Annotated in this window: 25 protein-coding genes; all 25 read right to left on the bottom strand. The window is 36.3% G+C overall.

Annotated elements, in window-relative coordinates; genetic code table 11:
• The gene (gene fliH, locus GHC26_RS10475; RefSeq protein ID WP_163971222.1) at positions 1-741 is read right to left on the bottom strand and encodes a flagellar assembly protein FliH; all 741 of its coding nucleotides are present in this window, start codon (positions 739-741) and stop codon (positions 1-3) included.
• A complete protein-coding gene (fliG, locus tag GHC26_RS10470; protein ID WP_163971221.1) occupies positions 734-1744 on the bottom strand; it encodes a flagellar motor switch protein FliG in 1011 nt (336 codons plus the stop codon). The genes fliH and fliG overlap by 8 nt, the downstream gene beginning before the upstream one ends.
• 13 nt (positions 1745-1757) lie before the next feature.
• Positions 1758-3356 (bottom strand): flagellar basal-body MS-ring/collar protein FliF, encoded by a 1599-nt coding sequence (gene fliF, locus GHC26_RS10465; protein ID WP_163971220.1) that lies wholly within the window; start codon positions 3354-3356, stop codon positions 1758-1760.
• Positions 3357-3393: 37 nt separating this feature from the next.
• Complete coding sequence (fliE, locus tag GHC26_RS10460) at positions 3394-3663, bottom strand: flagellar hook-basal body complex protein FliE (RefSeq protein ID WP_226376919.1); 270 nt, start codon at positions 3661-3663, stop codon at positions 3394-3396.
• Between the two features lie 51 nt (positions 3664-3714).
• Positions 3715-4170, bottom strand: coding sequence for a flagellar basal body rod protein FlgC (gene flgC / locus GHC26_RS10455; protein ID WP_163971218.1), 456 nt, complete (start codon positions 4168-4170; stop codon positions 3715-3717).
• A gap of 2 nt (positions 4171-4172) precedes the next feature.
• Positions 4173-4571 (bottom strand): flagellar basal body rod protein FlgB, encoded by a 399-nt coding sequence (gene flgB / locus GHC26_RS10450; RefSeq protein ID WP_163971217.1) that lies wholly within the window; start codon positions 4569-4571, stop codon positions 4173-4175.
• Positions 4572-4966: 395 nt separating this feature from the next.
• Entirely contained in the window at positions 4967-5746 is a 780-nt protein-coding gene (gene codY, locus GHC26_RS10445) for a GTP-sensing pleiotropic transcriptional regulator CodY (protein ID WP_163971216.1), read from the bottom strand.
• 30 nt (positions 5747-5776) lie between these two features.
• Complete coding sequence (gene hslU, locus GHC26_RS10440) at positions 5777-7171, bottom strand: HslU--HslV peptidase ATPase subunit (RefSeq protein WP_163971215.1); 1395 nt, start codon at positions 7169-7171, stop codon at positions 5777-5779.
• Positions 7172-7191: 20 nt separating this feature from the next.
• Positions 7192-7722: an ATP-dependent protease subunit HslV gene (gene hslV, locus GHC26_RS10435; protein ID WP_163971309.1), complete on the bottom strand. Its 531-nt coding sequence runs from the start codon at positions 7720-7722 to the stop codon at positions 7192-7194.
• 36 nt (positions 7723-7758) lie between these two features.
• Positions 7759-8658, bottom strand: coding sequence for a tyrosine recombinase XerC (gene xerC, locus GHC26_RS10430; protein ID WP_163971308.1), 900 nt, complete (start codon positions 8656-8658; stop codon positions 7759-7761).
• 1114 nt (positions 8659-9772) lie between these two features.
• Entirely contained in the window at positions 9773-11851 is a 2079-nt protein-coding gene (topA, locus tag GHC26_RS10425; RefSeq protein ID WP_163971214.1) for a type I DNA topoisomerase, read from the bottom strand.
• 140 nt (positions 11852-11991) lie between these two features.
• A complete protein-coding gene (dprA, locus tag GHC26_RS10420) occupies positions 11992-12774 on the bottom strand; it encodes a DNA-processing protein DprA (protein WP_226376915.1) in 783 nt (260 codons plus the stop codon).
• Positions 12775-13099: 325 nt separating this feature from the next.
• A complete protein-coding gene (sucD, locus tag GHC26_RS10415; protein WP_163971212.1) occupies positions 13100-14002 on the bottom strand; it encodes a succinate--CoA ligase subunit alpha in 903 nt (300 codons plus the stop codon).
• Between the two features lie 60 nt (positions 14003-14062).
• Entirely contained in the window at positions 14063-15220 is a 1158-nt protein-coding gene (sucC, locus tag GHC26_RS10410) for an ADP-forming succinate--CoA ligase subunit beta (RefSeq protein WP_163971211.1), read from the bottom strand.
• A 124-nt stretch (positions 15221-15344) separates the two neighbouring features.
• Positions 15345-15614 carry an EscU/YscU/HrcU family type III secretion system export apparatus switch protein gene (locus GHC26_RS10405; RefSeq protein ID WP_163971210.1) on the bottom strand — a complete coding sequence of 90 codons (270 nt, stop codon included), beginning with the start codon at positions 15612-15614 and terminating at the stop codon, positions 15345-15347.
• A complete protein-coding gene (locus GHC26_RS10400; RefSeq protein ID WP_163971209.1) occupies positions 15611-16879 on the bottom strand; it encodes a hypothetical protein in 1269 nt (422 codons plus the stop codon). The genes GHC26_RS10405 and GHC26_RS10400 overlap by 4 nt, the downstream gene beginning before the upstream one ends.
• 12 nt (positions 16880-16891) lie before the next feature.
• Positions 16892-17665, bottom strand: a complete 774-nt coding sequence (locus GHC26_RS10395) for a ribonuclease HII (RefSeq protein WP_163971208.1) — start codon at positions 17663-17665, stop codon at positions 16892-16894.
• Between the two features lie 80 nt (positions 17666-17745).
• On the bottom strand, positions 17746-18603 hold the full coding sequence (gene ylqF / locus GHC26_RS10390) for a ribosome biogenesis GTPase YlqF (RefSeq protein ID WP_163971207.1): 858 nt from the start codon (positions 18601-18603) through the stop codon (positions 17746-17748).
• A gap of 6 nt (positions 18604-18609) precedes the next feature.
• Complete coding sequence (gene lepB / locus GHC26_RS10385) at positions 18610-19170, bottom strand: signal peptidase I (protein WP_163971206.1); 561 nt, start codon at positions 19168-19170, stop codon at positions 18610-18612.
• 424 nt (positions 19171-19594) lie between these two features.
• Complete coding sequence (rplS, locus tag GHC26_RS10380) at positions 19595-19939, bottom strand: 50S ribosomal protein L19 (RefSeq protein ID WP_163971205.1); 345 nt, start codon at positions 19937-19939, stop codon at positions 19595-19597.
• Between the two features lie 134 nt (positions 19940-20073).
• Entirely contained in the window at positions 20074-20826 is a 753-nt protein-coding gene (gene trmD / locus GHC26_RS10375; protein WP_163971204.1) for a tRNA (guanosine(37)-N1)-methyltransferase TrmD, read from the bottom strand.
• Positions 20826-21329, bottom strand: a complete 504-nt coding sequence (gene rimM, locus GHC26_RS10370; RefSeq protein WP_404821789.1) for a ribosome maturation factor RimM — start codon at positions 21327-21329, stop codon at positions 20826-20828. Before rimM ends, trmD begins: the two co-directional genes overlap by 1 nt.
• A 21-nt stretch (positions 21330-21350) precedes the next feature.
• Positions 21351-21740, bottom strand: a complete 390-nt coding sequence (locus tag GHC26_RS10365; RefSeq protein WP_163971202.1) for a YlqD family protein — start codon at positions 21738-21740, stop codon at positions 21351-21353.
• Positions 21741-21802: 62 nt separating this feature from the next.
• Positions 21803-22030, bottom strand: a complete 228-nt coding sequence (locus GHC26_RS10360) for a KH domain-containing protein (protein WP_163971201.1) — start codon at positions 22028-22030, stop codon at positions 21803-21805.
• A 14-nt stretch (positions 22031-22044) separates the two neighbouring features.
• Complete coding sequence (gene rpsP / locus GHC26_RS10355) at positions 22045-22314, bottom strand: 30S ribosomal protein S16 (RefSeq protein WP_163971200.1); 270 nt, start codon at positions 22312-22314, stop codon at positions 22045-22047.
• Positions 22315-22582 lie beyond the last annotated feature (268 nt).

Raw genomic sequence — 22582 nt, 5'->3', positions numbered from 1 at the left:
CTATTCCTCACTCGCAAGTTCGTGTAACACTTGTTTAATTTGCTCTAACTGTGTATCAACACTGGCATCAATCTGACCATACGGGTGTTCAATCAGACAACTATCAGGCTCCAATTCTTGTTTACAATAGATCGACAGCTTCGTTTCTGCATCAATATAGCTTACTAATTCATCTTTTTGATCCATGAGAAATGCATACTTTTCTGGACTTACATAAATAGCTATGGAAGCAAAATCCTTTAGTTCTTTTAATGCACCTTTTACAATTGGTAAAAATGCATCAGCATTTGAAGCTAGGTGTTGCTTTACTATTTTTTCAGCAATTTGAATGGACAACGTTACAATCGTTTCCTCGCTTTGTTCAACGGTAGTATAATAATCTTTTTGCGCAGTCGTAACGATATGATTACCTTGTTCTATTAAGTTCTGATACTGTTCTAGACTTGTTTCTTTCCCTTTGTCAAAACCTACATTGTATCCTTGTTGTTGTGCCTCATCCATTAATTGCTTTTTTTCTGTTTCCCAATTTGATTTTGCTTGGTTAATTTTTTCATTTGTTTCTTGGAGCAGTGCATCTTGTTCTTGTTGCAAATCGGCTAGTGTTTGTTTCGCTTCGGCAATCTGTGTTTCTAATAATTTGTATTCGTGGTGTAAATTGTCCTGCTCTTCCTGTTTGTCTGGAATTGACGCTTTTCGCTCAATCGGTCTAATTTTGATTACTTTTTCTTGCAAACTAGACAATGATATCATCTCCTCCACCACGTGCGATGACAATTTCCCCGATTTCTTCTAAGCGGCGAATCGTAGTCACAATCCTTGTTTGCGCTTCTTCTACATCTCGTAGGCGAACTGGACCCATATACTCCATCTCTTCCTTGAATGTATCGGCCATACGTTGTGACATGTTCTTAAAGACTATTTCCTTCACTTCATCACTAGCTACTTTCAAGGACAAACGTAAGTCATCATTGTCCACTTCACGAATAACCCGTTGAATGGCACGATTATCTAGGATTACAATATCTTCAAATACAAACATCCGTTTTTTAATTTCATCTGACAATTCAGGGTCTTGTATTTCTAATGCATCTAATATCGTTCGTTCTGTACTACGGTCTACCCCGTTTAACACCTCTACGACAGATTGAATGCCTCCAGTTTGTGTGTAGTCTTCTGTTATGGAAGAAGATATTTTTCGTTCTAAAATCTGTTCCACTTGGCTAATAATTTCAGGTGAAGTAGAATCCATTAATGCAATCCGTTTTGCTATATCAGCCTGCATATCTGTTGGCAATTCCGATAGAATTTGTCCTGCTTGTTCTGCATCCAAATAGGATAAGACAAGTGCAATGGTCTGTGGATGCTCATTTTGAATAAAATTTAATATTTGTTGCGGATCTGCTTTTCTGGCAAAATCAAACGGTCTAACTTGTAAGGAAGATGTTAAACGATTAATAATGCCATCTGCTTCTTGTTTCCCGAACGCTTTTTCTAATACTGTTTTTGCATATCCTATTCCACCTTGTGCAATATAATCTTGTGCCAATGCCAGCTGGTGAAATTGATCAAGAACATCTTCTTTCGTATTCGATTCCACTTTTTGAACCGATGATATTTCTAAACTCAGTTTTTCAATTTCTTCCTCTGTTAAGTGTTTATAGACTTGAGCTGACACATCTGGACCAAGGGAGATTAGAAGTATTGCTGCTTTTTGTTTTCCTGTTAATGATTGTTGTCTGACCACCTTTATCTCCCTCCTAATCTTCTGAAATCCAGCTTCTTAATAGTTTGGCAAAATCCTCTGGTTTTTCTTTCGCCATTTTCTCGAGTTGTTTTTTACGTATAACTTCTTCTGAATCCTCATTAACTGGAATATCTGGTATTTCTTTTTCCTCTGTAATGGGTACGGTTGTCTCTTCTATTATTTCTTCTTCCTCATTTTTACGGTTTCGAAGTAGGAGAATAACAAGAACAATAATAATCGCTAATAATAGTCCGCCTACAACATACATCCAAGTTGGAATTACAGGCCCAGTTGTTGGTGAAGTTCCTTTACTTCCACTAAACTCTTGAAAAACAATCGAGACTTTTTCTTCCGGTTGTATTTCGCCATACTCTTTGTCTATTGAGGTCGTTACCATAGAGTTTAATATTGAAGAAATACCCGATTGGACAGCTTCTTCCTCTTGCTGACTTAGGTATTGTATATTTTCACCATCACGTTGTTGAACATTGTCTACTGCAACTTGAATCCCAAGATCTCTTATTTTATAAGGACTTTCTGCAATCTCTTTTCGAACTCTATTAAATTCGTTATTAATCGTCTCTTTATTTAACTCATATTCTCCATCATTTCCATTAACAGTACCTTCATATCCTGGAACATCTTCATCACCAGTACCTTCTATTCCCCCTTCAGGAGGAGTTCCAGTATATGATTCTTGTATTGATTCAATACTTACAGGTAATCCTTCCATTTCCTCTAAATCTACCGGTTCCACAAGCTCCTCTACCCGATTTTCTTGGGTGAAATCAAGGTCTGCTGTAACGGAGACAATAACATTATCTTGGCCAACCATTGTCCCTAACATCTGCTGTAATCTACGTTGAATGTCACGCTCAACATCTTTTTTAATGTCTTGTTGATTGGCATAAACATCCTGCGTTCCATATCCGTCTTGCGCATTACGATCGTAGTATTCAAAGTACTGGTTCATAATGACAATATTTTCTTCTGGTAGATTCGGAACAGCCTTTGACACGAGATGATATAAAGAATTTATTTGGTTTCCTTGAAATTCATATCCTGGCTGTGTATTAAGAACAATCGAAGCGGAGGTTTCTTCAGCTGTGTCACTTACAAACACAGGGTCCTCTGGCACATTTATCATCACTTCAGCATTATTGATTCCTTCTATTCCACGCATTAGATTTGCTAATTCCGTTTGCATGGCATCTAATTTCATAACATCAAACTCATTGTCACTAATACCCCATGAAGCATTTTCACTAAAAAACGAATAATCTATATTCCCGCTATTCGGGATGCCTTGACCTGCAAGATCTACAAGTAAATTATCTACCTGTTCACTGGGCACCGTTATCGTTGTTCCACCTTCTTCAATCTCGTAAGGAACTCCTCTGGCATCTAGTTCTGCTTTAATCTGTCCAACTTCCTGTAGTGACAAATCATTATATAGTGGAACGTATTTAGAATTAGACGTAAATAATACTATCGCTATGATCAAAACAAAGACGATACCGATAGAACCAAAAAAGATCCCTTTTTGAGTTTTTGAACGGTTTGACCAAAACGATGTCACTTTATCTTTGAAATTCATCATTTTTTCCTTCATATATTCCCCCGCCAAATTCTAAAACTCTAGAACATAATCATACTTGCATTCTCATAACTTCATTGTAAGCATCCACTACTTTTTTCTGTACCTGAACAGCGGTGTCTAACGTAATACTAGCTTTTTGTGCAGTGATCATCACATCATGCAGGTCATCAATATTTCCACTTGCTAAGCTTTGTGTTTTTTTATCTGAGGCTTGTTGTGCATCATTAACTTGCTCAACAGCAGACTTTAACACATTGGCAAAATTTGCTTGTGCCTCTCCAGGTGAAACAGTTGGTTTCTTTGTTAGTGGCTGGGCCATTGCTGGTGTTGTGATTCCATTAACAAATTGGCTCATTATGCAATCCTCCTACTATTTTCCTATTTCTAAAGCTTTCATTAACATATTTTTACTTGCATTTAAAGAAGTGATATTTGCTTCGTAAGACCTCGTTGCACTCATTAAATCAACCATTTCTTTTAGTGGGTCAACGTTTGGAAGCTCGACATATCCATTCTCATTTGCATCTGGATGATTCGGATTATAAACTACCTTAAATGGAGCTTGATCCTCAACGATCCCCGTCACTTTTACCCCATTACCGGGATTAGAAGAGGTATTTGCAGCCCTTTGTAAAAAACTTTGAAAATGTTGGTCCTTTGGTGCAACTTCTACCATTTTTCTTCTATATGGTTCAAATCCCCCATCTTCATTTATCGTAGCACGTGTTGATTGTGCATTCGCAATATTGGAAGACACAACATCCATCCGTAGTCGTTGTGCAGTTAATGCACTTGCACTATTATTGATAGAATGGAATATAGACATTCTTAATTCCCTCCTCTAATAACAGTTTGTAAGCTGCTAAATTTACCATTAATTCGATCAACTAAACTTTGATAGTAGATTTGGTTTTTTGCTAGTTCGGTCATCTCTTTATCAATATCTACATTATTCCCATTATGGTTATAAGTGGTATTATTTTTTGTAGAAATGTGAAATGATTTAGTTTCTCCATTTTGTTGAAACGGAATGTGTTTTGCATTAGTCCGTTTTGCATTGATAGAAGATGAAAGCTCATCCTGTAACACATTATTAAATGTAACTTCTTTTGCTTTGTAGTTAGGTGTATTCACATTGGCAATATTGTTGGATATTGTACGATTTTTCATCGTTGCGTAATCCAATGAGCTTTCTAATGAACGAATGGTTCCTCCGAAAAAATCCATCATTCAAAACCTCCTCGGGAAAAAATTGACGGAACGGACATAATTATAGTAATACATACGAATATTGTAATTTATCTATAGTGTAAAGTCCATCACATTTCGACAAAATTCTCTAGTTGGTAAGATTTTAGTTAAAATTATCTAGGACTAAAAGATGGTAATCATTTACAAATAACTCACGATTTATTGTAACGCTCTACGACAAGAAATACATAGATTCGACAAAAATGTTGTAAATTTGTAACATTCTTAACAAAACAAAAAAACTAGGAGGTAACTACCTCCTAGTTTTTTGTCAGATAGGAAAGTATAAAACTTTCTTTCTGCATAAGTGCAACTAAGGCTATCGCCGTAAGGTCTTGGCGATAACCAAGTTTTCTAATTTTATATTCTGTTTATCTGGAACGTAATTTATCTAACTCAACTAAGAATTTATCGTTTAGAACTTTTATATATGTTCCCTTCATCCCAAGTGATCTAGATTCGATAACTCCAGCACTTTCTAATTTACGTAGTGCATTTACAATCACAGATCTTGTAATACCTACTCGATCTGCAATTTTACTTGCCACAAGCAGTCCTTCTTTACCATTTAACTCTTCGAAGATATGATCAATTGCTTCCAACTCACTGTAGGATAGAGAACTAATTGCCATTTGAACAACAGCTTTACTTCTTGCTTCCATTTCAATTTCTTCTGTTTTTTCATGTAAAATTTCCATCCCAACAACAGTTGCACCATATTCTGCAAGAAGTAAATCGTCATCGTTAAAACTATCCTGTAATCTACTTAGCACTAAGGTACCTAATCGATCTCCTCCACCAATAATAGGAACAATTGTTGTTAACCCATTTTGAAATAGTTCTTTATTTTCAACTGGGAATGCTGTATATGGGCTTTCAATATCCAGATTTGCTGTTGTTTCATGTATGTTAAATAAACCTTCTGTATATTCTTCTGGAAATTGGCGTTCTTCTAACATTGTTTTCATACGCTCATTTTCAATTTCTTGGTTAATGGCATACCCTAATAATTTACCTCTTCTACTTAGAATAAACACATTCCCTTTAATCACATCACGTAGGGTAGCTGACATATCATTAAAATTTACTGACTTACCAGTGGCTTTTTGTAACATTGCATTAATTTTTCTTGCGCGGTCTAATAGTTCCATTAATGATCCTCCATTCAGTATTTAAAAATTTTATAATATAAATTGACTTAAGTCTTTATTTTTGACGATAGATGCTAATTTGGAATCTACATAATCAGGTGTAATTTCAATTGTTTCCATATTAATATCAGGTGCTTCAAATGATAAATCTTCTACTAGTTTTTCTAATATGGTGTGTAACCTTCTAGCACCGATATTATCTGTATCCTGATTTACGTGAAAAGCAATTTCTGCCAATCTATCTACAGCTTTGTCGGTAAACACAACATTTATACCTTCTGTTTCTAACAAAGCTTGGTATTGTTTTAATAAAGCATTAGATGGTTCATTTAAAATTCGTTTGAAGTCCTCTACAGATAACTTCTCTAATTCTACTCTGATCGGGAAACGTCCTTGCAGTTCCGGAATCAAATCAGAAGGTTTTGCAATATGAAATGCACCAGCTGCAATAAACAGCATATGATCTGTTTTTACAGGACCATGTTTCGTTACAATAGTTGAACCTTCTACAATTGGAAGGATATCTCTTTGTACCCCTTCTCGTGAAACATTTGGGGAATTCTCTTGTTGGCCTGTGACCTTGTCAATTTCATCAATAAATAAAATACCTGATTGTTCTGCACGTTGAATCGCTTCCTGTGCTGCCTCTTCCATATCTACAAGCTTTTGCGCCTCTTGTTGTGTCAACACTTTCCGTGCTTCAGAAACAGGTAACTTTCGTTTTTTCTTTTTCTTTGGCATGAATTGCCCAAATACATCCTGCATATTCATTCCCATTTGTTCCATACCCGAACCTTGAAGCATGTCAAACATAGAAGAAGACATTTCTTCAATTTCAACTGTTACCATTTGATCTTCTAATTCGCCAAGTGCTAATTGGTGCTCTACTCGCTTCCGTTTATTACGAATCTCGTCATTTTGTGTCTTTTCCTGATCATCTTCATCCTGATCAGGTTGAGCAGAAAACAACATTTCAAACGGATTTTTCATCGTTTGTTCTTTTTTTGCTTTCGGTACTAAAAGCTCGACAAGTTTTTTATTTGCTTCTTGTTCTGCTTTATTCCGAACCTTTTGCATTTTTTCCTCTTTGACCATACGTAAAGACATTTCTACGAGGTCGCGGACCATTGACTCAACGTCTCGACCAACATAACCAACTTCAGTGAATTTTGTTGCTTCCACTTTAATGAACGGCGCACCAACTAATTTGGCAAGCCTTCTAGCAATCTCTGTTTTTCCAACACCTGTTGGACCAATCATCAAGATATTCTTCGGTACTATTTCTTCCTTGATGGAATCATCAAGCTGCATGCGACGATACCGATTACGTAATGCTACCGCCACAGATTTCTTTGCATCGTTTTGACCAATTATATATTGATCCAGGCGATCTACAATTTGTTTTGGAGTAAGATCTATACCCATGTTCTTCAAAGGCCTCCTTACTATTCAAGTACCTCCAGTGTGATTTGGTCATTGGTGAACACACAGATTTCCCCAGCAATTTCTAAAGCAGTTTGAGCAATTTCTTTTGCACTAAGATCTGAATGTCTGGCTAATGACCTACCAGCACTTAAAGCAAAATTACCACCAGAACCTATAGCCAATATTCCATCGTCTGGTTCGATTACTTCTCCAGTACCTGAAACTAAAAACATGTTCTCTTTATTCATCACAATAAGCATTGCTTCTAATTTACGCAGCACTTTATCACTACGCCATTCCTTTGCTAATTCCACAGAAGCTCTGGCTAAGTTACCGTCATATGCTTCCAGTTTCCCTTCAAATTTCTCAAATAAAGTAAAGGCATCAGCAACCGATCCAGCAAATCCTGCCAAAACTTGCCCATTAAATAATGTACGTACTTTCTTGGCTTTATGTTTCATAACAACAGCATTTCCTAGGGTGACTTGCCCATCACCACTCATTGCACATTGTCCTTTATGCCTTATAGCAAATATTGTCGTGGCATGCATCTCTGTCGACACTAGCCTCACCTCTCCATAAAGTTGTTAATCCTTTGCTCTTGGATGACTGTTCATATACACATTTCGCAAATGATCTTTTGTAACGTGTGTATAAATCTGTGTTGACGATAGATTTTCATGACCTAATAGTTCCTGCACTGTACGAAGATCTGCCCCTTCATTTAATAAGTGCGTTGCAAATGTATGTCGTAATTTATGTGGATGAACATGTACAGTAAGTGCAGCATTTTCTACCATCTTTTTTAGAACATGTCGTACCCCTCTGGCTGTTAACGGTGTTCCCTTAGCATTTAAAAAGACTGCTTGCGTTGTTGACTTTGCTTTTTGTTGTAGTGTGTTTCTTCCTTCATGTATGTAGGTCTCCAAAGCAATTTCTGCAAATCGTCCAAAAGGAATATATCGTTCTTTTCGCCCTTTTCCTTTTACAAATATCGTACCTATGGAGAAATCAATATTAGATAATGTTAGTGATTCACATTCACTTACACGCATTCCAGTAGCATATAACAACTCCAAAATCGCTTGGTTCCGTTGACCAATTGGATCTGTCAGATCATTTGCATCAAACAATTTCTCCAATTCTTGTTGATATAAAAAACTTGGTATTGGCTTAGTTGTCCTTGGTAATGTTACTTGAATAAAAGGATTCGTTTTGACGAAACCTTCTCGTTCTATAAATGTATAGAAACTTCTTATACTTGAGATTTTTCTAGATACAGACCTTCTATTCAATTTCTTTTCATATAGAGTAGTTAAGAACAACCTTACAACACGGTAGTCTACATTCTGTAATCTTTCGATGTTTTCTTGATTTAAAAAGGAAAAAAACGTATTCAGATCATCTCGATAATATTTTATCGTGTATGGTGATGCATTTTTTTCAATTTGTAAATACTCCACAAATGCTTTGGAAAGTTGATCCATTGTATTCAATTTTTCACCCCGCTATACAGCGAATAAATCATAACATAGTCCAAAAGTGAAAGCAATAAATTTAACAAAATTGTAATAAAATTCTGAATTGATGGTAGGTATTCCTTTTTCCTTCAATTATCTGTCAAGGAAATTAACTTACCAATGCGATATTATATCTGTTCTAAATCGAATAGTCAATTAACAACCCTTATAAAGTAAACCTTTTTACTTATGGTCACTTGTCATACAGCAATCGCCTGTTTTGAAAATGGCACTTTTCGCATACTTTGTCGTTTTCTACTGCGCATAATCTATATAATGCGCAATAGTTTTTAGCTATAATTATCGCTACGGAAAAACACTACGCTTTCACCAGGGGCATAAGTGCGACATCTGTTCAAACTTATGTTTTCACAGTGTCTACTTTACCGCGGGGAGTGGTGAGCCTCCTCGGGCTAGCGCCCTGTGGGGTCTCACCGATCTCCTACTTCCCGCAGGAGTCTTCGTGTTTTTCCTCCGCTGATGATATGCCTTTTTGCCTATACCATTTTTGAAGAAAATACGTTGCAAATACGTTGCAATGAAGCAATGGATTGTCGAATTTCAATATAATTATAAATTTCGAATCATATCTTCTTTCATGTTAGTCAAACTATTTGAAGCTGTGGAAAATGCGAGACTCCTGCGGGAAAAGGAACAGTCTGAAGACCCCACAGCGAGCGCTTTTTGCTCGCGAGGAGGCTGAAGCGTTCCCCGTGGAAAGCGAGTGTTTTCCACAGCGTAGGTTTAGCACTCACTTTATAAAGAATTAAGGAAGACATGCTAAACATTTACTGCTCATAATCCATCTTATATGCAATACGTTTCACACTTTAAAGCACTATTCATTTTAGAAAAAAAGCCTTGAAAATATTGTTATATCCAGGGTGATACTTATGTAAGCTTGTGATTATGAAAGTTTACATGGTTTTTAATTTTAAGAAAAGAACACTAATAGTATAAACAAAATGATTATTTTCTAAACATTTTCATTAAAATACATAGCGTTGATCTTTTTCGTGACACTACGTGAGAGAAAAAAGATTACTTGCCGAGAAAAAACCGCTCCTATATAGGAGCAGTTTTAATGTTGTTCACTTTCTTTATAATCACAATTTGTACATTGAATTTGCGTTTCTTTTTTCTTTTTCTTTTCAACTAGAAGAGATTCACATTTTGGACAGCTTCTTGCGATTGGCTTATCCCATGATACAAAGTCACACTCTGGATATCGATCACATCCATAAAATACACGGCGTTTTTTCGACTTACGCTCAACAACATCTCCTTCTTTACATTTCGGACAAGTAACACCAATTTTTTTCAATATTGGTTTTGTATTTCGGCATTCAGGGAAATTGGAACATGCAAGGAACTTCCCATACCTTCCCATCTTATAAACCATCTCATGTCCACAATTTTCACAGTCTATTCCAGCAGGCTCATCTTTAATTTCCACTTTTTCCATCTCTTGTTCTGCTTTTTCTAATCGTGGTTGAAAATCTTGATAGAATTCATCTATTATTTTTACCCAATCGGTTTTTCCATCTTCAATTGAATCTAAATCATCTTCCATTTTAACGGTAAAGTCAACATCTATGATTTCAGGGAAAAACTCTTCTAAAAGCTCGTTCACAATTATTCCTAATTCCGTTGGTATAAAACGGCGATTATCAAGCTTAACATACCCTCGACGCTGAATGGTATCTAATGTAGGTGCATACGTGGAAGGTCTGCCAATTCCTTGTTCTTCCATCGTACGAACTAACCTTGCTTCTGTGTATCTTGGTGGCGGCTGTGTAAAATGCTGATTGGGATTGATTTCTTCTGCCTCCACAACCATACCTTCTTCAAGGTTGGGAAGAAATTTATTTTCATCTTTTTTCTTGTCATCGGTGCCTTCTACATAAACTTTCATAAAACCTTTAAATTTTACTTTTGATCCTGTCGCACGAAATTCAACACCATTATTCAATAAATGGACTGTCATCGTATCCATTACTGAAGGTGCCATTTGACTAGCTAAAAAACGCTCCCAGATCAATTTATATAATCGGAATTGATCACGGGATAGAATATCCTTCAATGATTTTGGGTCCCGCATAACAGAAGTTGGTCGGACTGCTTCGTGTGCGTCCTGAGCCCCATCCTGCTTTTTCTCTTTTTTCGTTTGCCCTAAGAATTCCCTTCCATAATTCGATTCAATATAGGACTTCGCTTCATTTTTAGCTGTTTCCGAAATCCTGGTAGAATCTGTACGCATATACGTTATAAGACCTGTAATACCGCCTGATTTTTTGCCTAAGTCAATACCTTCATATAATTGCTGTGCTACCATCATCGTTTTTCTAGCGCGAAAATTTAATTTCCTAGCAGCTTCTTGCTGTAATGAAGATGTCGTAAATGGTTTAGCAGGGTTTCTTTTGCGTTCCCGTTTATTTACTTTATCAATGGTAAAGGATTTCCCATCCAGCTTAGATAATATTTCATTTACGGATTGTTCTGATGGTAATTCTTGTTTCTTTCCATCTACACCATAAAATGATCCCTCAAATGTATCTTTATCCTTAATAAAATTAGCGTCAATAGACCAGTATTCTTCTGGTTTAAAGTTTTCAATTTCCTTTTCCCGATCGATAATCATTTTTACGGAGACGGACTGAACGCGTCCAGCACTTAAGCCTTTTTTCACTTTCTTCCATAATATTGGGCTTATGTTATATCCAACTAACCGGTCCAATATTCTTCTTGCCTGTTGTGCATCGACTAAATCATTATCAATCGTCCGGGGTTTTTTAAAAGACTCCTTTATTGCATCTTTGGTTATTTCATTAAAAACAACACGGCACTCAGAGTTTTCATCGACTCCCAGACTATGAGCTAAATGCCAGGCAATTGCCTCACCTTCTCGGTCAGGGTCGGCTGCAAGGTAAATTTTCTTTGCTTTTTTTGCTGCTTTGCGCAAATCCTTTAGTACGTCACCTTTACCTCTAACTGTAATGTATTTTGGTGTATAATTATTTTCCGTATCAACGGCCATTTGGCTTTTTGGCAAATCACGAACATGGCCCATCGAGGCTTTTACTTTGTATTTTTTTCCTAAATAACGTTCAATCGTCTTCGCCTTTGCGGGCGACTCAACGATGACGAGATAATCCGACATATTTCAATTCCTCCCACAATGAGGTCTTCCGATTACTAGTATTCGAAATCTTCACTAATAGTAAATATATATCTAGTATTTGTCAAACAAATTGGTAAGATGATTCCATATAATAAAACGTTTTCTTTCATCGTATTAATTTAAAATGACCAATATTCCCGTAAATTATCCCAATCTTCTTTTAGATCCTCCGCATGATGAATGAGTTTTGCTCCATCCTGTATCATTTGGTGACAGCCTTTAGTTTGTGGAATAATTGGAGTGCCTGGGACAGCATATACCTCTCTTCCTTGATCAAGCGCCTGATCAACCGTGATAAGAGTCCCACTCTTTGCTGTAGCTTCTATTACTAATGTTCCAAAACTTAATCCACTAATAATTCGATTTCGTTCTGGGAAATAAAACCGTTGTGGAGGGGTGTTAGGAGGATACTCAGATAACACAAGTCCATCATTAGCAATATTCCTAAAAAGTGGTTTATTTTCCTTTGGATAAATATGGTGAAAGCCACCACCTAAAACAGCAATTGTCATTCCTTTATGCTTTAATGCTAATTGATGTGCAAAACTATCAATTCCTCTTGCCATCCCACTTACAATTACCCAATTTTCCATTACTAATGGTTGAACGATATGTTTTATCTTTGGAATTGCCTCATGTGATGGTTTTCGTGTACCAATTACACTAATTGTAGGATTTTTTGTTAATAATGATAGATTGCCCATACCATAAAGAACCAATGGTGGGTCTTTTATTGGTTTTAACACAGTTGGATAGTCTTCGTCAACTATGGTTAAAATATGATAGTTTTTTTCATCTTCCTTTATTTGGGAAATCAGTGTTGTGTTATGAAGGTCATTATATGCTTTAGCTGTTTTATGTCGGGGGATGGATAAATTTTGATGTAGCTGTTCTAAAGACATGGTGTAGATCGCTTTCAGAGTAGGGTCATAGTGGAATAATCGGTGTATATTTTTTCTGGTAATTCCGTGACACCTCATTATATGAATTAGCCTTTTTCGAATGTGCTGCAAATTAGTCGCTTCCTTTCTTATTTTATTTTTCGCATACTTTACTGTTTGTCTGTTTTCTATAAGATTGTTGCTTTTTCAAGTATAAACCTTAATGCATTGTTGATAGATGATATGTCGTAAAGTTTCCGCTATAATTACACCGCTACGGAAATACACTACGCATTCACTTTTATAAAATGGAACCCAAAAATATATTGGGTTCCATTAGACATACTTAATGTGTTTTACATTTTTCTGTTAAGTTATTTTCTTGTAGAACTTTGATCATTGTTTCGCCCATGACAGCTGGTGTATCTGCAACTTTAATACCACATTCATTCATGACGCGGATTTTTTCGTCTGCAGTACCTTTACCACCAGAAATAATTGCTCCAGCGTGCCCCATACGTTTTCCTGGAGGAGCTGTTGCACCACCAATAAAGCCAACAACTGGTTTTGTCATATTTGCTTTCACCCATTCGGCAGCTTCTTCTTCGGCTGTACCACCAATTTCACCAATCATAATAACTGCCTCTGTATCTGGGTCTTCATTAAATGCACTCAACACATCAATGAAATCTGTGCCATTAACAGGGTCACCGCCGATACCTACTGCCGATGATTGACCATATCCTGCTTCTGATAATTGATGAACAGCCTCATATGTTAATGTTCCAGAACGAGAAACAACACCGATATGGCCTTTTTTGTGTATATAACCAGGCATAATACCAATTTTACTTTCCTCTGGTGTGATAACACCTGGGCAGTTTGGACCTACTAGACGAGTCTTTTTACCTTCCATATAGCGTTTCACTTTTACCATATCCATAACAGGAATATGCTCTGTTATACAAATAGCTAAATCTAATTCTGCATCTACCGCTTCTAAAATGGCATCTGCTGCAAATGGAGCAGGTACATAGATAACAGATGCATTTGCTCCAGTTGCATCTACAGCTTCTTGAACTGTATTAAATACAGGTACCCCTTCCACTTCGGTACCACCTTTTTTTGGTGTAACACCTGCAACAATGTTCGTACCATATTCAAGCATTTGCTTTGTATGGAATTTTGCTGTACCACCAGTAATTCCTTGAACAATTACTTTCGTATCTTTATCAATAAATACACTCATTTTCGTCCGTCCTTTCTTTGCAATCTAAACACGCTTTTTCTTACAAGAAATGGCAAGGCATTAAACCATAGAAACGATTTTCTCAGCACCATCTGCCATTGAATCTGCAGATGTAATGTTTAATCCTGATTCATCTAGAATTTGTTTTCCTAACTCAACATTTGTTCCTTCAAGACGTACAACTAGTGGAATATCTAATCCAACTTGCTTCGTTGCCTCAATAACACCTTCAGCAATAACATCACATTTCATAATTCCACCGAAAATGTTTACAAAAATTCCTCTTACATTGGAATCGGACAAAATGATCTTAAATGCTTCTGTAACTTTCTCAGCAGTTGCACCACCACCAACATCAAGGAAGTTTGCTGGTTCACCACCATAGTGTTTAATAATGTCCATTGTTGACATCGCAAGACCTGCACCATTAACCATACAGCCAATATTACCATCTAATGAGATATAGCTTAAATCATATTTTGATGCTTCAATTTCCTTCTCATCTTCCTCATCCAAATCGCGAAGTTCTTGGATATCTTTTTGGCGGAATAATGCATTATCATCAAAATTTAATTTAGAGTCTAAAGCTAGTACTTGCCCATCACCTGTAGTGACTAATGGATTTATTTCAGCAATTGAACAATCTTTTTCAATAAATGCATTATAAAGACCTGTCATAAATTTAACAGCCTGCCCGATTAATTCATCTGGAATATTAATATTAAATGCTAATCTGCGAGCTTGATAACCTGCTAGACCAACAACAGGATCGATAACTTCCTTAAAGATTTTTTCAGGAGTCTCTGCTGCAACTTCTTCTATCTCTGTTCCACCTTCTTCCGATGCCATCATGACAACGCGGGAAGTAGCACGATCTAAGACAATCCCTACATAATATTCTTTTTGAATATCACAGCCCTCTTCAATCAGTAAGCGTTTTACTTCTTTTCCTTCAGGACCTGTTTGATGTGTTACTAGTGTCTTTCCTAAGATTTCATTCGCGTATGTACGCACTTCTTCAGCATTTTTAGCAATTTTTACCCCGCCAGCTTTACCTCGACCACCGGCATGTATTTGCGCTTTGACAACAGTCACATTACTTCCAAGCTTTTCAGCAGCTTCAACAGCTTCATCGACCGTATATGCAACATGTCCGTTTGGAACGTTTACACCAAATTGACGCAAAATTTCTTTGCCTTGATACTCATGAATGTTCATCTTTCATCCTCCCATCAAAATTCACTGCATTTCCATTGTATAAAAAAACAACAAATTTCACAACAAAAAGTGGGCTTTCTCAATAAATCTCTCCCTTATCATTCTGATTTGCTGTTCAGCACACTTATTTCTTTAGTTCTCTATCTACACGATATACAAAAGCAAATACCTCTGCTACAGCTTGGTAAAGTTCCTCTGGAATGGTTTCATTAATATTTAGCTGGGCCAACAATTCAACTAGTGACGGATCTTCTTGGATTGGTATATTGTTTTTCTTTGCGGTTTCAATAATATTTTCAGCTATTAATCCCTTACCTGTTGCAGATATTTTCGGTGCGATCATATTATCTTTATCATACTGAAGTGCTGTTGCAGTCTTCCTATTTGAATTCATATACGATAATCTACTCCTTGATAAGTTGATTGGTAAGCTTTTAAGGCCTTATGTTTAGTCGATTCTTGTTTTTCTTGTAAGTGTTTCGTATTTATAGTAGAAAGTTGATAGTCTAATTCCACTAATCCTTTTTTCAGTTCTGGTTTAAATACTAATGCCTGTTCTATAAGATTAGGATGATTATTCCATATCGTAATCGTAACAGTTCGCTTTTGTATATGCATATCTACAATCGTTTCTTTCAAATTTGCTAAGTCCAAATAAAACAGAATTCGACAAAAATCAGGATCGATTTTCCCCTCTTTTGTTTTATTTCCTTCAAATTCCATATCTATATCTTTTCTTAACCCAATTTTATTTCCAGGTAACTGTAAACTAGCTTGTATAAATGTAGGAGTTTCATTTACTGATTGGATTTGCAAACCGTTGAGAAAATGAAGCAACTTTTGTGATCGTTCGTGAACAATTCCGCCACCTTTTTGTACTAGTTGTAATAGTATCGATTTTATGGTATTGGACTGGGACTGTACCAAATTATTGGCTAGTTGATTTTCATAGGTGGTACCAGTTTGCTGTAAGACACTTCGCATATGGGATAAAAACAGTTCCTTAGGATTCGTTAATAATGACAATTCACCCTTTAATGAAGGTCGTTCCAATAAACCATTTAATCGTTCGAGTAACTGCTGTTTATTAGGTATATCCGTCGTATCTTGACGCAAAATTTGCACCATATCTTGAAACTGCTCAGATATAGTTGATGTCTGCTTGGTATACAATGCTTGAAAAGTGGAATTGTTTATTGGGATATTTCGACTAATCATTTCCTTTAAAACTGCTTGTATCTCACTATTCCCATCGGTCCCATTTAACAGTACAAATGCATTTCCTAATTGTGTCTTATCAAATGGTATTTTTTCTTGAATTAATGATTGTATAAATTGAACATTGGACTTGTTTGTTTTTAATCCTAGCTGTTTCATAAGATTAGCTAAACTTGTTTGTTCATCTTGTTCTAATGATTGTCCAAGAACTTTTAAATGAATGACATCCTTTGCAGATTTTACTTGAAAATAATAATTACTTCCAACTGTTAAGGAGGCTTCCAATTGAGCAACCATATGCCTAGACCCTAATTGTACCTTGGCACTTTGGTTAGGAAAAATCTTTTGAATCTTCCCTTGTATAATTTGGCCTGGTTTTAACTGCATGCTTAATGGGCCTACTTTATTTGAGGTTCGATGAGAAATTTGTTGGATACTCAAGCTAAATCCCTCCTAACATTTCGTTACATTGCGAACAGGGGCAAACGACCTGCGATGATATGGAGAGGCTCCAAAACGTGCTAAGGCTTCCATATGTTGTTTTGTTCCATAGCCCATATTTGAAGAAAAGTCATATTCAGGGTATTCACTATGTATTTCTTTCATTCTATTATCTCGAGTTACTTTTGCTAAAATACTTGCTGCGGCAATCGAAATACTTTTTGCATCCCCTTTTGTAATAGCGTCATATGTACAGGTCAGTCCCTCTAATTCCACAGCATCAATTAACATATGGTTTGGTTGTGGATCAAGTTGTTCCATTGCTTGAAGCATTGCGAGTTTGGTAGCTTCATAGATATTCATGTTATCAATCGTTCGGTTATCTATCATACTTATTCCATAACTAATTGCTTCTTTTTTTATAATGGTGAAAAATTCAGTACGAGTGGCTTCTGTTAGTTGTTTGGAATCATTTAAGCCCAGTAATTTAAAATCTTTAGGTAAGACAACGCAGGCTGCAACTACTGGACCAGCTAATGGACCTCTTCCAGCTTCATCCATTCCAGCAATGTAGTGGTATCCTCTATCATAATAATAGTCTTCTATTCGACTCATTTCTTTAAACTTAAACTCTAGCTGTCTTACTTTTGCTAGCTTTTTCTCATATGCCTTTACAAGTTGTTGAACGCCTTTACGTGGGTCCTTCTTCAGTTGTTTTAATTGGGATTCCTTTATTTTATCCTGTTGAAATAATTGTTTTAATACTGCAATTGATTGTTGTTCCATCTAACCACCTATCTTTTTGTTTATATCGGCATAATACCCTACTATTATAATAATACAATTAAAAAAATGGCATCTCTTGATCAAATGCCATCTTCTTCTGGAACTTCTAATGTTATATTTCCTAGTCTACCTGTACGCAAATCTCGAAGAACAAGGTCTGCAACTTTGTCAAAATTAACATGGCCACCACTTTCAAGCGCTCCACGTTGTTTCCCAATCAACTCAAATATGTCCCACATATCTTGCATGGTCTCGTCCAGATTATATCGTTCTCTTAATTGACTAGGATAATATTCCTGCATATAGGAAATAACAAATGCAACAATGTCTTGTAATGGTAACAATTGATCTTTTATGGTGCCAATTGCAGCTAAGCGAAGTCCAACTTGTTCGTCCTCAAACTTTGGCCATAATATACCGGGTGTATCAAGCAGTTCAAAATCTTTCCCTACTTTGATCCATAATTGTTGTTTTGTGACACCTGGCTTATCTCCAGTTTTAGCTATCTTCTTATTTGCTAGTCGATTAATTAACGTGGATTTTCCTACATTAGGAATTCCTACAATCATAGCACGAGCAGGTCGAGGTCGGATTCCTTTTTTTGCTAATTTATCCATTTTTGTTTGTCCTAATTGTTTAGCGAGTTGAATAATTCGTTTAATATCTGCTTTGTCATTTACATTGACCGCAACAGCAGTAATATTTAAATCTTGAAAATAAGAAATCCACTGTTGTGTCCTCTGTTGGTCAGCTAGATCTTTCTTCATTAAGACAACCATTTTCGTTTTATCTTGTAATACTTGTTGGAGCATTGGATTTTGTGATGATAATGGTGCACGTGCATCCACTAACTCCACTACAAAGTCTACCAGTTTTAACTTCTCTTCTACTTCACGACGAGCCTTTGCCATGTGTCCTGGAAACCATTGAATTGTCATAACTTTTTACTCCCCTACTAAACGTATTCTGTCTAATGGCCAATATATCAACGAGGCTTTTCCGACAACCTGATCGATGGATATAACACCTAATGCACGACTATCCGTCGAATTACTTCGGTTATCCCCTAATACAAGAACATGGCCTTCTGGAATCGTCTGGTGGTTACCTGGTAGTTGTTCTAACGTAAAATCATTCGTTAACATTTGATAGGATTTCCTATTTTCTTTCAGATCGTTAAGAAAAGGTTCCTCCACTTCATTACCGTCAACATACAATATATTATCTTCAACAGCAATATGTTCCCCAGGTAAACCAATTACTCGTTTAATAAAATCCTTTTGATCAGAAGCATGAAATACAACAATATCAAATCGATTTGGTTCGGAAATTTGATAGATAAACTTATTCACAATCATTTGATCTTGATCTTGTAATGTTGGTAGCATAGATGGACCATCTACTACAATCGGTGCAAAAAAGAACATTCGAACGATAAAAGCTAATCCGAATGCTATTAATAGAGCCTTTATCCAGTCAAACCATTCATTTTTTTGTTTGGCCATGTCGTCCCCTCCGACAGCTGAAAAATGTATGTATATAGAGGTTGTTCAAAAAGTCCAGTAAAAATGACACATCGAATTTCTTCGTTGACTTTTCCGTCGCTCACGTTGATCGCCAACATAGAAGTCACCACCACCCAGCGGAAGTCCGCTACTTAAATCTTAGCCGACTCGAACTTTCAACTCGACAGGACGTGCTAGTGTCGGTGTTGGAACAGGATGCCTCTAGACCTTAACCGACTCGGTCCTTTTTATCCTCCTTTTTGAACACACTCATATAGTATTAGTGTAATCTTGGTTTTCATATGTTATACCACAACCTAAGTTCAAATACAAAAAGGAGCTTGCAATTTCTGTCAAGCTCCCTTTTCGTAAAAGTACTCTTATGTCGACTTTTAGGTCGATTACAATCCATTTGAGCACTGTATTAAATACGTTCTTTAATACGTGCAGCTTTTCCGACACGATCACGAAGATAGTATAGTTTCGCGCGACGAACAATACCACGACGGGAAACTTCGATTTTCGCAATACGAGGTGAATGTACTGGGAATGTACGCTCAACACCTACACCGTAAGAAAGCTTTCTTACTGTAAATGTTTCACTGATTCCCCCGTTTTGACGTTTAATCACAACGCCTTCAAATACCTGAATACGTTCACGAGAACCTTCAACAACTTTTACGTGAACTTTTACAGTATCACCTGGGCGGAAATCAGGATGATCTGTGCGAAGTTGATCTTTTGTGATTTCTTCAATTAATTGTTGCATCCTGCTTCACTCCTTCCAAACCAATGCTCTTATCTTCTATGATAGCGGAACATCGTTTATACGTACTCAAACGACTTTAAGCACAAAATTAAATATACCATAATGATAGGCTTAAATCAAGATTTAGCAGCCTTTTATTTATTATTTCTTTGATTAATATTTTTTTGTAGTTGATTAAGTAAATGTTGTTCTTCCTCTGATAAAGATCGTGCCTCAAGCAATTCACTTCTTCTTTCCAATGTACGCTTTAAGGATTCTCTTTTCCGCCAAGCTTCAATTTTTGCATGGTCTCCAGATAATAGTACATTAGGAACTTTCCAACCTCTAAAATCAGCAGGTCTTGTATAATGTGGATGTTCCAACAATCCTGTTGAGAAAGAATCGGCTGATGCTGATTCTTCGTTTCCTAAAACCTCGGGAAGTAAACGAACTACACTATCAATGACAACCATTGCTCCTAATTCTCCACCAGTTAGAACATAATCACCGATTGAAATTTCATCCGTTACCAAGTTTTGACGTATTCGTTCATCATATCCTTCATAATGACCACAAATAAATATAAGGTGATCCTCTTTTGCTAACTCTTCTGCCTTTTGTTGGTTATACTGTTCGCCTTGTGGGCACATTAAAATAATCCGTGGATTAGTTTGTTTTTCTTTAACAACAGAATCAACCGCATCAAACACTGGCTGTGGTGTCAGCACCATTCCCGCGCCCCCACCATAAGGGTAGTCATCTACTTTTTTATGTTTATTCGTGGTGTATTCGCGAAAATTGATAAGATTGTATTGTAACTTTCCTTTTTCGTGTGCTTTATTTAATATGGATGACCGAAACATACCTTCTATCATTTCTGGGAACAGTGTTAAGACATCAATATGCATTAATCAAGCAGTCCTTCCATTGGTTCAATGACCACCTTCTGATTTGTTACATCTACTTCTTTTACAACATCTTCAATATATGGGATTAATACATCTTTTCCTTCTTTTCGATTCACAACCCAAACATCATTCGCACCAGGAGATAAGATTTCTTTAATAGTTCCAAGTTCTTCACCATTTGTTAAATAAACAGCACTGCCTATAATTTCATGATAATAATACGCATCTTCTTCCAATTCGTTTAATTGATCTTCTGCTACTTTCAAGAATGCACCTTTAAAAGATTCTACATCATTAATATTCTCGATTCCTTTAAATTGAAGTAAATCAAACCCTTTATGAATACGGTGTGATACTACTTCTACTGGAATTGGCTGATCCTTGTCTTTTGCAATATACATAGTATTTCCTACGTTGAATCGGTCTTCAAAGTCTGTTATACGTAAAACTTTTACTTCCCCACGGACCCCATGGGTATTAACGATTTTTCCAATATTAAACATTTTTTCCACTTTTATCACCTGCTATTCATCGATTCGAATAACGATATCATCTTTTATAACAATTGCAGCTTCATTCATAATTTGATTCCAATGCGTACCTTCTTTCACCTCAACAAGAGCTTCAACTTCCTTCTCGACAATTTCACTACCTATTTCGAGCATATCGAGTTGTTCGATTTTAAAATCCAATAGTTTCATTTTCTCTTTGCGATTTTTAATTTCTTGTTGAAAACGTTGTGCAACTTCTTGTTTGGACACACCTTTTTTATGTTGTAACTTACGTTGTTCAAACAGAAGTTGTTGACACTCTTGTTCAAGTCGCATTTTATGTTCATTAAAATTCTCATGTAACTTAGATTTACTTTTTTCCGTAACAATTTGTTTGATTAGGACTTTCTTTATAATTTGCATATTGTCCCTCGCTCTCTTCAAGTGACATGTGTAAAAAGGGAAAGGTATCTCCCTTTCCCTTTTTACATAATATCCAAATAAATACGCTTTTTACTATCTGATTTCGCTGCATAAACAACTGTACGAATTGCTTTTGCAATACGACCATTTTTACCAATCACTTGTCCAACATCATCCTGGTGAACAGTAAGATGATAAACCACTTTCGTATCTTCTTCTTTCTTTGTTACCACAACATCTTCTGGGTGATCAACTAATGGTGTCACAATGGACTCAATCAGGGCTTTCATGATATCACACTACTTTACTGGTTTTTTTGTTCGTGGAATTTTTTCATGATGCCTTCTTTTGAAAATAAATTACGTACTGTATCACTTGGTTTTGCACCTTTTGTCATCCAATCTAATGCTTTTTCTTCATCTATTTTAACTTCAACTGGATTAACAACAGGATTATATGTTCCAATTTGTTCGATTTGGCGACCATCACGTGGTGCACGTGAATCAGCTACAACGATACGGTAAAATGGATTTCTTTTTGATCCCATACGTTTTAAACGAATTTTTACAGCCATGTTCTTGCACCTCCATTAAATTGTTTTTCACAAGTTTAGATTTTATCAGAAACTTGTTTGTCTGTAAAGTGTTTTTGCATTACATTAAAAAATAGTATCATAATTGAAGGCTCTTTTCGCATACTTTGTTTGTTTTCTACGACGCATAATCTATATAATACGCAGTAAGTTAAGGCGATGTTTAGCACGTTTACCCGTTCCGGAAATACACTTCGCTTTCACCATGGGCATAAGTGCGACATCTGTTCAAACTTTACGTTTTCACAGT

This window comes from Oceanobacillus halotolerans (assembly GCF_010993955.1).
Classification (GTDB): Bacteria; Bacillota; Bacilli; order Bacillales; family Amphibacillaceae; genus Oceanibacillus_A; species Oceanibacillus_A halotolerans.
Note: the sequence above shows the minus strand (reverse complement) of the source record. Positions and strands in the feature narration are given on the sequence as shown.

Bases quoted from the DNA above. Each gene is read 5' to 3' on its own strand.
- ylqF (WP_163971207.1), bottom strand. From the start codon at position 18,603: ATGACAATTCAATGGTTTCCAGGACACATGGCAAAGGCTCGTCGTGAA.
- rplS (WP_163971205.1), bottom strand. From the start codon at position 19,939: ATGCAACAATTAATTGAAGAAATCACAAAAGATCAACTTCGCACAGAT.
- rimM (WP_404821789.1), bottom strand. From the start codon at position 21,329: ATGTTTAATATTGGAAAAATCGTTAATACCCATGGGGTCCGTGGGGAA.
- hslU (WP_163971215.1), bottom strand. From the start codon at position 7,171: ATGGGTATAGATCTTACTCCAAAACAAATTGTAGATCGCCTGGATCAA.
- lepB (WP_163971206.1), bottom strand. From the start codon at position 19,170: ATGGCCAAACAAAAAAATGAATGGTTTGACTGGATAAAGGCTCTATTA.
- GHC26_RS10405 (WP_163971210.1), bottom strand. From the start codon at position 15,614: ATGAATTCAAATAGGAAGACTGCAACAGCACTTCAGTATGATAAAGAT.
- flgB (WP_163971217.1), bottom strand. From the start codon at position 4,571: ATGGATTTTTTCGGAGGAACCATTCGTTCATTAGAAAGCTCATTGGAT.
- topA (WP_163971214.1), bottom strand. From the start codon at position 11,851: ATGTCGGATTATCTCGTCATCGTTGAGTCGCCCGCAAAGGCGAAGACG.
- fliE (WP_226376919.1), bottom strand. From the start codon at position 3,663: ATGGCCCAGCCACTAACAAAGAAACCAACTGTTTCACCTGGAGAGGCA.
- codY (WP_163971216.1), bottom strand. From the start codon at position 5,746: ATGGAACTATTAGACCGCGCAAGAAAAATTAATGCAATGTTACAAAAA.
- sucC (WP_163971211.1), bottom strand. From the start codon at position 15,220: ATGAACATTCATGAGTATCAAGGCAAAGAAATTTTGCGTCAATTTGGT.
- GHC26_RS10365 (WP_163971202.1), bottom strand. From the start codon at position 21,740: ATGCAAATTATAAAGAAAGTCCTAATCAAACAAATTGTTACGGAAAAA.
- fliF (WP_163971220.1), bottom strand. From the start codon at position 3,356: ATGAAGGAAAAAATGATGAATTTCAAAGATAAAGTGACATCGTTTTGG.
- dprA (WP_226376915.1), bottom strand. From the start codon at position 12,774: ATGTCTTTAGAACAGCTACATCAAAATTTATCCATCCCCCGACATAAA.
- flgC (WP_163971218.1), bottom strand. From the start codon at position 4,170: ATGTCTATATTCCATTCTATCAATAATAGTGCAAGTGCATTAACTGCA.
- GHC26_RS10395 (WP_163971208.1), bottom strand. From the start codon at position 17,665: ATGGAACAACAATCAATTGCAGTATTAAAACAATTATTTCAACAGGAT.
- rpsP (WP_163971200.1), bottom strand. From the start codon at position 22,314: ATGGCTGTAAAAATTCGTTTAAAACGTATGGGATCAAAAAGAAATCCA.
- trmD (WP_163971204.1), bottom strand. From the start codon at position 20,826: ATGCATATTGATGTCTTAACACTGTTCCCAGAAATGATAGAAGGTATG.
- GHC26_RS10360 (WP_163971201.1), bottom strand. From the start codon at position 22,030: ATGAAAGCCCTGATTGAGTCCATTGTGACACCATTAGTTGATCACCCA.
- xerC (WP_163971308.1), bottom strand. From the start codon at position 8,658: ATGGATCAACTTTCCAAAGCATTTGTGGAGTATTTACAAATTGAAAAA.
- sucD (WP_163971212.1), bottom strand. From the start codon at position 14,002: ATGAGTGTATTTATTGATAAAGATACGAAAGTAATTGTTCAAGGAATT.
- hslV (WP_163971309.1), bottom strand. From the start codon at position 7,722: ATGCATGCCACGACAATATTTGCTATAAGGCATAAAGGACAATGTGCA.